The sequence below is a fragment of the Desulfuromonas sp. genome, assembly GCA_002869615.1.
In the GTDB taxonomy this organism is placed as follows: Bacteria; Desulfobacterota; Desulfuromonadia; order Desulfuromonadales; family UBA2294; genus BM707.
This window is the reverse complement of record PKUH01000070.1, coordinates 1-9,553: the sequence shown is the minus strand read 5'-3', so window position 1 is coordinate 9,553 and position 9,553 is coordinate 1. Positions and strand designations below refer to the sequence as shown.

6 protein-coding genes are annotated in these 9,553 nt (G+C 50.3%); 1 reads left to right on the top strand and 5 read right to left on the bottom strand.

Features of this window, described 5'->3' with window-relative positions:
• From C0623_07185 to C0623_07165, 5 genes are all read right to left on the bottom strand, one after another.
• On the bottom strand, window positions 1–1,324 hold a 1,324-nt coding region (locus C0623_07185), incomplete at its 3' end, for a hypothetical protein (protein PLY00569.1).
• Window positions 1,325–1,854: 530 nt separating this feature from the next.
• The gene (locus C0623_07180) at window positions 1,855–2,223 is read right to left on the bottom strand and encodes a two-component system response regulator (GenBank protein PLY00568.1); all 369 of its coding nucleotides are present in this window, start codon (window positions 2,221–2,223) and stop codon (window positions 1,855–1,857) included.
• Window positions 2,224–2,458: 235 nt separating this feature from the next.
• The gene (locus C0623_07175; GenBank protein PLY00567.1) at window positions 2,459–3,892 is read right to left on the bottom strand and encodes a two-component system response regulator; all 1,434 of its coding nucleotides are present in this window, start codon (window positions 3,890–3,892) and stop codon (window positions 2,459–2,461) included.
• 7 nt (window positions 3,893–3,899) lie between these two features.
• Window positions 3,900–7,514, bottom strand: a complete 3,615-nt coding sequence (locus C0623_07170) for a hypothetical protein (protein ID PLY00566.1) — start codon at window positions 7,512–7,514, stop codon at window positions 3,900–3,902.
• Window positions 7,511–8,512 (bottom strand): hypothetical protein, encoded by a 1,002-nt coding sequence (locus tag C0623_07165; protein PLY00565.1) that lies wholly within the window; start codon window positions 8,510–8,512, stop codon window positions 7,511–7,513. Before C0623_07165 ends, C0623_07170 begins: the two co-directional genes overlap by 4 nt.
• A 378-nt stretch (window positions 8,513–8,890) precedes the next feature.
• On the opposite strand from C0623_07165, the gene C0623_07160 reads away from it, so the two are divergent.
• Entirely contained in the window at window positions 8,891–9,409 is a 519-nt protein-coding gene (locus tag C0623_07160; GenBank protein ID PLY00564.1) for a peptidyl-prolyl cis-trans isomerase A, read from the top strand.
• The last annotated feature ends 144 nt before the right edge of the window (window positions 9,410–9,553 follow it).

The following is a 9,553-nucleotide window of genomic DNA, read 5'->3' as shown; positions in this document are numbered from 1 at the left end:
GGGCGGTGATCGAACGGGTGACAAAGAAGGCGATCACGGTACCGACCGCGGCGGCCAGAAGCATCATCACGATCATCAGCATGTTGGCCTGTTCTTTCGACGACTCCGCTTCGCCATCCAGATGATTGGCAATGCCACTGGCGAGCGATTCAATATGGGCCAGCTCCTCGCGGGCATCAACCAGGTCGGCCTCGACCCGCAGTTCGGCAACGATGGTCTCGGAGAGCGCCTCGATATACTCCTGCACTTCTCTCTCCGCCTGTGCCAGCATGCGCAGATCGGCGGCCTGCTCGGCCTGGCTGGTCGTCAACTGCGGTATCAGGTTCCGGGCGACAGCGAGGTGACCGACCAGTTCCCCGAGCAGCCGCTCCATCGGCTCGATCCGGGCGATCCGTTTATCGAGCAGAAATTCCGCTTCTTCGGCTCCAATCATCGCGACCCGGAGCTCGGCTTCAAACAGCTCCTCGACCATCTTGGTCTGCAGCTTGAGCTGACCGACATCGATCCGGCTGGCGTTTTCAATGGCGTCGAGTTCGGCTTCATGCGCATGCACCACCTCGGCCAGCTCGCGACCCATTGTGTGCGACAGCTCTTCGAGGGTCTCCTTGTCACGCTCGATTTGGTGATAATACTCAACCAGATCGGCAAAGGTCTTGTCATATTCCGCAACGTTGCCACGCACCCGGTCAATCTCACGGTTAACCTGGCTGGACAGTCCGAAATTATTCATGGTGGCGAGATCGCCAGTGTACTCGGCAACCAGGCCTTTGATCTCTTCAGCGATTTTTTCCCCGCGGGCATTATCCTGGATACCGTAAATGATGAAATCTTTTTCGAGTGAGCCAATCTCACTCGCCATCATGTCGAGGTCGAGGGCTCCGAGGGCGGCATCGTAATCGTTGTTGATCGTATCCATGAAGTAGTAGCTCCCCATGCCGAGCAGGGCGCCGATCAAAACTACGGTGCCGAACCCGGTCGCCAGCTTGCCACCGATGTTCAAATCGGCGAAAAAACGGGTTCTCGAGATTCCGACACCGACACCGACCATAACAACAACGCCGCCAAACAGAATCAGCAGGCTGAGTTTGGAGCTCTCGGCCTGCAGCGAAACCGACTCAACTGAAATGGTACGATGACGCTTGGCATCAAGTTCGTTCATCATCCGGCGATCAATCAGAGTCACCCCGCCGCCATGACCGGAAGAAATCCCCGCAGTTGAACTGCTGCCATATCCTGAACTTGCGGCGACAGCGCATACCGGCAGGGCCAGTATCAATACCAGCAGCAACAACAGCGCCGCTTGTTTCATTATTTTCTTTTCCATCTTGATCCTCCTTACGAGTATCCGTTTATGTTTTGCCGCAAAAAAATATCTGGCAGCAGTGATTTTAAAAAAAGTGGAGGCGGTCAGGGGAGGGAGACACCGCCTCCACGAACATCAGCAACCGGTTCTACCCTCAATACTGGCTAAACAACAGGCTGGGGGCATGGGACCTTGGTTGCTGATGACTTTTAATGCCATTTATTCTTGAGCAATCAGGATGCCAACTACTACAATCTCCATAACCTACTGAAACCAAAGAACTTTTTTGAAACTTATATGTTGTCGAATGTGTTTACGGTGAAACCCAGGTTGCCTGAAGATGGCAGAATGCAACCAGGGTTACCTCCCAGAGCAACCACAGAGAATCAAAAAATCCCCCGGTGGCAACCGGGGGATAGAAGAAGTTGAAAATCAATAACCAGCTATACGAATGAGATTCTTTATGGATTAATCTGCCGACAGCAGAGTAACTGGCAATGCCACCAATACTGCACCAATCTTAAGTTGTGCCGATTTAATCATCTTATATATCAGGCCGGACAGACAACCTTGACAACGGCCAACAACTGGCTGGGAGTAAACGGCTTGACAACCCACCCCGATGCTCCGGCCAACCGCCCCTCTTTTTTCTTTTCATTTTCTGATTCGGTTGTCAGCATGATAATCGGCAGAAACCTGTTTTTGCCATCACCTCTGACTTTCCGTATCAACTCAATGCCATCCATGTGCGGCATGTTCAGATCGGTTATCATCATCTCAACATCCTCTGATGCAAGTTTTCGTATGGCATCCGCGCCATCCGTTGCCTCCACTACTTCATATCCGCCATCAATCAGCGACGCACTGAGCGCCATCCTGATCGTCGGGGAGTCATCAACTGTCATTATTTTTTTTGCCATCACTACCTCCGAAAGCATGCAACACGTACAGAATACTTCTTCACACAACGTGCCAAAACGTAAAAAACCAATAAGCAACTGAAATGATTACACTTTTATCAAAGAAAACACAAAACCGTGGTCGGTGCAAGGCAACCAGGGTTGCATTGCACACAACAAGTAAAAGCCTTGCAAGTGTTTAATCCTGCAAGGCTTTTTAAAGAATCTCCCGGTTTCGGGGATGCAAACCAGGTTTCTATTCGCCGTTGGACTCTTTCTCTTTTCGTAATCGTTTACCAAGTGCCTGGCGGGTTATTCCGAGCATGCCGGCGGCGACAGTCTGATTGCTTCCCGCCCGTTCCATCGCCTCGTCAACCAGCTGTTCTCCAGCCTCCTTGAGCGACGGCAGAGGATGAACCCCCTGAAAGATCGTGCCCCCGCGATCTGGAGTGACAACGCTATTGAGGAGCAAATCACTGACGCCCCCGATTTTTTCCTCGAACACCGCAATATCGAGCACTCCCGACTCATGCCGGCTGACGGCATCATAGACCATTGAGCGCAACTCACGAACATTTCCGGGGAAATGGTATGATCGTAAAAAAGGTACCAGCTCCGGCTTAATTCCGGTCACCGTTGCCCCGAGTTCACCGGCAGCCTGCTCGACAAAGTGCTTGAGGAGCAATTCAATATCCTCCGGTCTCTCGCGTAACGGGGGTATGATTATCTGGTGGGTACTCAATCGGTAGTAAAGATCGCGTCTGAATTCATTATTCTCGATTTTCGCGGCAACATCCTGATTGGTTGCGCAGATAAAACGGGCTCGCGAGTATCTCGGCGCATCGGAACCGAGCGGATAGTACTCGCCGTCCTGGAGCAGGCGAAGCAGCTTGACCTGGGCCGAATGCTCCAGATCGCCGATTTCATCGAGCAGTATACTCCCTTCACCGGCGCGACTGATTAAACCGGCCCTTTGCATGGCAGCGCCGGTGTATGCCCCTTTTTCATGACCGAAAAGCGTGTCGGAAAAAACCGTATCATCAACCCCGGCGACGTTAAAGGTCACAAGTTCATAATCGGGGCGACTCAATTGATGGATGGCGCGGGTCACAAGTTCCTTGCCAACCCCACTTTCCCCGATCAAAAAGATCGGCTCCGAGCTTCGGGAAATCGCCTGAATATAACGAAAGAGAACCTTCATACGCGGGCTATGGGTCTTCAATTCGGCAAAGGCTTCGGGATGTTCGAGTTCCTGCTCCTGGAAAATCGATTTGCGTAACGATTCATTTTCCAGTTGCAGGCTGCGCAACTCGAGGACATGCCGGATCGTCGCTATCAACCTCTCCTTGCCATCGGTTTTTACAAAGTAATCATAAGCCCCGAGCTTCATGCAGTCGACCGCTGCTTGCAGCTCGTTCATGCCGCTTAAAATAATGACCGGTAAATCGGGATAATGCTCCTGGATTGCCGAGAGAACATCCCGGCCACTCAAATGCGGCATTGTCAGATCGAGCAGAACCAGGCTGAATCGATTCTTGTCGATGAGATCGAGTGCTTTGCGGCTATCGCTGCAAAGCATGACATTATCGATCTGTGCCTCGTATTCAAGGATCAGCTTGCAACTCTGTAGCCAGGACTCCTCGTCATCAATCATCAAAACAGGATTGGCCGGATATAAATTACCAGACATACTAACCTCATATTATTGGTTTTTGGTTTGCGCTATCGAGCTTCTGTGTTCGACGTATCGGCAACCTGACGGTAACCGTCGTCCCCTTGTTCAGTTTGGAATCAAATAGAATCTCACCGCCATGTTCTCTGATTATATCGGTGCAGACCGAGAGGCCGAGGCCGGTACCACCAACATTTCTACGGGTCGTAAAAAACGGGTCGGCAATCTGTCCCAGGTGGTCTTCGGCAATCCCTTCCCCCTGATCTTTAACGACCATGTCTATCGAGTCAGACTGGCGATCAAAACTCGTCTTTATGAATATCTGCCCTTCCCTTTCCTCGAGAGCATACAGAGCATTACTGACGAGATTGATAACAACCTGCTCGAGGCGCCTGGCGCTACCCTTAATGCCGGGAAGATCCTCAGCCAACTCCATTTTGATCCTGTTTTTCGCTTCTTTGTTGGAGCTCCCCAACATTGAAACAGCCTCTGTAATGACCAGATTAAGATCAACACCCTCCTCGGTAATCAACTCGCCGCGGGTCACATACCCCCGCAAGTCATTGACAATCGAGCGGATCTTGCCGGCGGCGGTCTCTATATCTGAAACCATTTTCGGAAGATTCTGCCGCATTCGGCTGTATTTCATTTTACCAACAGAAAAATCGCCGAACTGTTCATACTCTCGTTCAAGCATCGGCATTATACTGGTGAAGACATCCTTGAGTACCGAGGCATTCATCAGCACAAGTGCGTTCGGGTTGTTGATTTCATGAGCAACACCGGCGGCGATCTGACACAGCGAGGTCAAACGGCTTGTCCGCTCGGCAGCAGCCCGCATCAGGTTCCGCTCGGTAACATCGCTGGTCATCGTAATTACCCGGTGCACCTGATGATTTCCGTCGTGAACGGGGAATACCTTGATGCCCCATTGTTTCTCGTCAGTTTTCAGTAAATGACTCTGAAACTCTCCTGTCGCAAAACATTTTTCGATCGGACAATCATCGCATTGATCGCCCTTGTCATCCAGCAAGGCACAATGACAAAAGAAATTGCTCCGACTTTCTCCGGGGGTTGGTTCCACCAGATTGCTCCAGACCATCTCGCGGTCTCTGGTCCAGAGAATCAGATGGTCACTGATACCGGTCAGGATCGTCTGGAATTCTTCGTTCAACTGACGATATTCATTTTCGCTTTTTTGCAGATCGAGAGTAAAGGCTTCTCGTTCAAGGGCTCGCAGGAGTAATTCTGACGTTCTGGAGAAAAGGTCTATATCTTTTTCATTCCATTTCCTTACAGTTTCAATGCTTTCAATCCCGACCAGGGCGTGACTGCTGCTGAGCATTGGTAGCCTGATAAACAATACCGACTTAAGCCCCTGCCCTTGCCAGCGCTTCTTTTCAACCTCGGCACCTGGCGGCAGTTGTTCAATATCCTCAACAACCAAGAGGCTGTTTTCGTCAAGCTCGGTGCGGAGCCAATTCATTTGAGCGTAAGGATAAATATCACCCGGCAACACGGCGTTCCTGTAATCGACCCGGTACCAGCAGGCACGACATTCGAGTTGTTCTTCAGCGGCAGCAAGTTTCGGTTTCAACAAAAAGCAGCCATCAATTTCAAGTAACTGACCGAGCCCCATCATCACTTTGTTGCAGTATTCTTCGAGAGCGCCACTACCATAAACAATATCGTTAAGCTCCCTCGACAGTCCGGCCACGAAATGATCAGTCCGTTGACGCGACAGGGCTTCCTGCTCTCGCATATAACGCTCGGAAGCGTCCAGAGCCATGCAAGCAACCTGGTTTTCTCCCACCGAAAACAAGAGGATCTCAAGTACCTTGTCCGCCTGCCCGGCTGGGAACCTGATTCTTTTCGGCTCCCACAACTCATTGCCCTGCAGCACCCCTTCCAGCAGGGCCGGGAAATCACCCTGCATCAGGCCCGGCAACAGGGTCTGTATATCTGCACCGAAGGCAGCCCTTACGTCTTCTTCGAAAACAATTTCGGCAGCGGCATTCGCATCTGACAGGAAAAGATTTCCGTTCGATTGCTTTTCGACAAGAAGCATCCCCATCGGCAAAGACTGTATTACATTTCTAAGCCGCTTTTCACTCGCCTCAAGTGCACCGATATTCAGATCACGCTCAAGTTCGACCAGAACCCGAAAACCGAAAATACGCACCGAATTTTCGACCATAAACTTCTGGTCAATCTCCTTCTGGAAGCCGACTCCGACAACACCCCGGATTTTTCCGGAAACGCTGCTAAACATCATCATGCATGTGCCTGAGCATTCAGGGAGGAAACTCTCGCCGATCCTTGCATCGTCACCCAGAGCCGATGCAAGAAAAACAGCTTCACCCTCTTCAGCTATTCCGGCCAATTGGTCAAACAGATCATTTTCCAGTATTACTGCTACCGCCTCGCGTTCGTTATATTGACAAAGCTGACCGCTTTGCTCATCCCGGACGACTATCCGTACGGAATCGGCCTGAGTGGCTTCCTTCAGTGACGCCGCCAACTGACAGACCGAATTGATTTCCGGCAAAAACTTTGTTCCCTCGGCCGTCTTCAGTAAGTGCTGCTCCCGGAATTCAATGGCACGTGCCATCTGATCCATTGCAGCACTGAGCCGCTCAAATTCGGAAAAACTTCGCAAAGGCTCCTTGCTACCATAGCCCCGATCGGCAATATCCTTTATCCTCCCCGTAAATTGACGTATCGGCCTGGCCAGTCTTGTCCAGGTGTAACCAGCCAAAACAAGTGCGATGCCGAACGAGATCAGCAGGAATATCAGGATAGACGAGCGGACAACATTTTCGGCCTGCATCGCCGCATCCAGATCAGTACTCGACCAGACCAGCCATTTTGTTTTCGGAACAATCTGGATCCCTTCGAGCGCATTGCGGTCGGGGTGAGTATGTTCCCATACCCCGCTTTCCCCCTGGAGGCCCCGGATGACTTCGGGATGATTCCTGTAGCTGATACGCTGGCCGATAAGATCCGGATCGGTATGAGCGATCAATACACCATTTCTGTCGAGAAGGGAAAATTCAGAATGCGTCACGCGCCCCCAACGGTTGATAACATTGTAGATATATTCCAGAGAAAGATTCCCCAGAACATAACCGGCGCCTGAGGGTATCGCCAGGGAAACTGTGGCATGGCCATCGAAAGGTGATACGTGAACCTCGGAAAAGATAACGTCTTCCGAATTGCGTCTGCCGCTGAATATTTCCATTCCGCTACAATCGAAGTTGATGTAATTTCCAGAGAATCCTTCATATTCATCATGGGAAACAATCTGTCGGACCCGCAGGTTTTTATCGAGCAGGAAGATTGAATTAAAAATCGGCTGGCGGTCTGTTGGGGTTACCTGAAGCATACCGACATTCCTCAAGTATGCATGGCCTCCGAGGTTGTAAACAACTGTACGCAAGTCATGCACGGCTTCCGAAATAAAATCGGACATCGCGTTTTGTAACTCTGAAAGCTGAAAAGCCTGTTCACTCTGGACCTCTTCAAGCTTCTGCACATAAAGATATTGATGCGTAGCAAAACCGAATACGGCTAGAGGCAAAATAACCACCAGGGTCATATTGAATGCCAGAAAATTTTGAAATGAGCGGAAGATGGTCATATACTACCGATTTTCCGGAATTGTCCATCGACAATTTCAGATAAAAAAACAGGTCTTTCAACATCACCGAACCGATCAAATTGCAAGGTCGTCTGCAGGCCTTTGAATTTCCCCAATAGAATCAGGCGTTCGGCAAAACCGATCTTATTTTTTGTTGTCATGGCCGAAATAGCCACCATCGTCGCGTCATAGCTGTAAGCGGCGGCAAAATTCGGTTTATATGAAAAGCGGTCTTCAAATGCCTTGTTAAATACGATAAAGCTCGGGTCATCCGAATGTTCATCAAAAGTGTGGATCAGTTTAATTCCGTTGGCCGCCTTGCTGCCAAACTGGATCAACTCTGCAGAATAAGACCACTCGGTTGCAAAGATGTCTGATTGCCGTCCTGACTGGCGCATAAGTTGAGAAATAATGCCGAGGTCTGTTGCCGATGCAACAACCAGAAGAGTATCAATCTGCGCCTTTTCAATTTTCTCAACCAGATTTTTATAGAGTGGGTCGAACTCAGGATTAAACCTGAATGGAGGGACAACTTCAAACCCGAACCGGGACATCTGTTCGACAAAATAATCGCCCCAGGGGAGCGAAAATGCCGAATTCGAAGTATCAAGAACGACTCCGACCCTTCCGGTATTTTCGGCTTTTACGAGATATGCAACCAGATGATCAATCAGAGAAATACTATGCGGGTAAACCCGAAAAAAATTATCATTGATTCCGGAGAGCTCCGGCGTTGAAACAGTCGGGCTAAGAAAAACCATACCCTGCAGTTCTGACGACTTCGCCGCAACCACCCCCATCTGACTGGTCATCGGTCCGATAACAACCTCAACCCCCGCTCGCCGCAGGTTTTTCAGTTGCTCGAGAAGCCTTGACTCACTGTGTTTATTATCCCTGTACACCAGTTCAATTGACCGGCCATCAATCCCGCCTCGCCGGTTGACTTCTTCAACCGCAAGGATGGCGGCATCACGCCCCGGGCTTCCGATGATCGACATTCGGTCGCTTAAATCAGCAACGAACCCTATTCTGACAGGATCTGAACCGGAACGTTGACAAGAGGCAACACATACTGCAAGAAGAACAAGGATAGCCGAAGAAATAATGTTGATTCTGAATTCCAAAATACGCCCTCAAAAAAAATCGTTCTACTGCATACCGGATAAGCTTTTTCAAGATCAATGCCATAACCCAGGCCCCACACACCCCTGTTTGCGGACTATTCGGCAAAAAAACCGACCTTCACACAACATTGATGCAACTATAGTTGCGCAACCAGGGTTGCGATGCAACCATTTATTGCGCCGCCCGACTTGTCGGGAGGAGCATCCCGTGATATATCTGCATCACGCAAACCGAAAGGAGAAACAAAACAAATGAGCGATTCAAACCCGCAGGTTAAACTTGAGACCAGTATGGGTGAAATTACGGTCGAACTCGATGCTGAGAATGCGCCGATTTCAACCGAAAATTTTCTCGGTTATGTCAAGGACGGTTTCTATGACGGCACCATCTTTCATCGGGTGATTGCCGATTTCATGATTCAGGGCGGCGGCATGAACCCGGATATGAGCCAGAAAAAGACCAAGGCACAGATCAAGAATGAAGCGACCAACGGCCTGACCAACAAGCGTGGCACCCTGGCAATGGCCCGGACCCAGGTTGTCGACAGCGCCACCGCCCAGTTTTTCATCAACACCGTCGACAACGATTTCCTCAATCACCAGAATGAATCGGCCATGGGTTACGGCTACGCCGTATTCGGCAAGGTCGTCGACGGGATGGAGACGGTTGATGCGATCCGCCAGGTGGAAACCGGGAACCACGGCATGCACCAGGATGTGCCAAAGGAATCGGTGGTGATTGAAAAGGCGACTGTAATCAGTAATCAGTAATCAGTAATCAGTAATCAGTAATCAGTAATCAGTAATCTGTAATCAGTAAGCTGTAAGCTGTAAGCTGGAGGCTGGAGGCTGGAGGCTGGAGGCTGGAGGCTGGAGGCTGGAGGCTGGAAAGTTTAATCAGAGTCTGCAATAAAG

What these genes read in the sequence shown, in the direction of transcription:
- C0623_07180 (PLY00568.1), bottom strand. Translation starts at nt 2,223, where the DNA reads ATGGCAAAAAAAATAATGACAGTTGATGACTCCCCGACGATCAGGATG.
- C0623_07170 (PLY00566.1), bottom strand. Translation starts at nt 7,514, where the DNA reads ATGACCATCTTCCGCTCATTTCAAAATTTTCTGGCATTCAATATGACC.
- C0623_07175 (PLY00567.1), bottom strand. Translation starts at nt 3,892, where the DNA reads ATGTCTGGTAATTTATATCCGGCCAATCCTGTTTTGATGATTGATGAC.
- C0623_07165 (PLY00565.1), bottom strand. Translation starts at nt 8,512, where the DNA reads ATGTCGATCATCGGAAGCCCGGGGCGTGATGCCGCCATCCTTGCGGTT.
- C0623_07160 (PLY00564.1), top strand. Translation starts at nt 8,891, where the DNA reads ATGAGCGATTCAAACCCGCAGGTTAAACTTGAGACCAGTATGGGTGAA.